Raw genomic sequence first — 1,541 nt, forward strand, 5'->3', positions numbered from 1 at the left:
CCGCTGGAACTGACCCACGCCGCAGCCCCCGCCGAGCCGTCCGGGGCAGGGAAACCGACTGTCCGGAGACACAAGAAATCCCCGGTCCGCAATTGCGGACCGGGGATTCTCCCGAGTATATTAAGTGTTTCTGTGCGCCCACAGAAAAGGCCCCTCACCGGGGGCCACTAAGCAAAACCATATCCGGCAGGGAGCCATTTTGTCAACTCGGGAAAGCTCCGAATTGCAGAAGGAGCAGGGATTCATCGACCGGCTCTACGACCGTGTCGACGCGCTGCGCGGAGAAGCCGCCCAGCAGGTCCAGGACGCGCTGACGCCGGTCGGAACGGGTCTGCAGGCCCGTCACGAGCGCGATGTGCTCGTCGCTGAACGCTCAGGTCTGCTCGCTGCCCTGAATGCCGTGGACGGCTCGCTGTGTTTCGGCCGCATCGATCTCTCCAGCGGCGCGGCCCACCACATCGGCCGGGTCGGAATCCGCGAGGACGACACCGCGCACACACCTCTGCTGATCGACTGGCGCGCGCCGGTGGCCCGCCCCTTCTATCTCGCCACCGGTCACACCACCATGGGGCTGCGCCGGCGCCGGCACATCACCACCGAGGGCCGGGTCGTCACCGAACTGCACGACGAGATCCTCGACGTCGGGGACCGGGAGCGCACCGGCTTCGAGGACCCGAGCGGCGACGCCGTACTGCTCGCCGCCGTGAACTCCGCCCGCACCGGCCGCATGGGCGACATCGTGCGGACCATCCAGGCGGAGCAGGACCGCATCATCCGTGCGCCGCACCGCGGTGTTCTCGTCGTCGAGGGCGGTCCCGGCACCGGCAAGACAGCGGTGGCGCTGCACCGGGCCGCCTTCCTGCTGTACGAGCACCGCGAGCTGCTCGCCAAGCGCGCCGTCCTGATCGTGGGCCCCAACCCGGCCTTCCTGCGCTACATCGGCGAGGTGCTGCCCGCGCTCGGCGAGACCGGTGTCCTGCTCGCCACCCAGGCCGAGCTCTTCCCCGGGGTCCACGCCGGCGGCACCGACACCCGCCGCGCCGCCGCAGTCAAGGGCGGCGCGGCGATGGCGGAGGCACTCGCCCTCGCCGTCCGCGACCGGCAGCAGCTGCCCGAGCCCGGCGCCCCGCTGGTCATCGCGCACGATGACGGCGACCTCGTCCTCGACTGGGAGATCGCGTACGAGGCCCGGCAGGCGGCCCGCGACACCCTCCTGCCCCACAACCTCGCCCGCCCGCACTTCGCGTTCCGGATCATCGACGCCCTGACCTCGCAGCTCACCGAGCGCATCGGCGCCGACCCGCACGGCGGTCCCAACTTCCTCGGTCCCGACGACATCGCCCAGCTCGGCAGCAACGTCGCCGTCAGCAAGGAGGTGCACTCCGCCGTCGACGAGCTGTGGCCGCCCCTCACCCCGGAGCGGTTCCTCTCCGACTACCTGGCCGGCCCCCTGTACGTACCGGCCGAGGACGCCGAAGCCATCCGGCGCGCCCCCGGCGAAGGGACCTGGACCCCTGCCGACGTTCCGCTGCTCGACGAGG

General features: G+C 70.9%; 1 protein-coding gene. It reads left to right on the forward strand.

Annotation, left to right across the window (positions count from 1 at the left end):
- Positions 1–223 precede the first annotated feature (223 nt).
- A partial coding sequence (locus tag J1C73_RS13450) for a HelD family protein (protein WP_443732218.1) occupies positions 224–1,541 on the forward strand: 1,318 nt, incomplete at its 3' end.

The organism is Streptomyces laculatispora (assembly GCF_017353455.1).
Taxonomy (GTDB): domain Bacteria; phylum Actinomycetota; class Actinomycetes; order Streptomycetales; family Streptomycetaceae; genus Streptomyces; species Streptomyces laculatispora.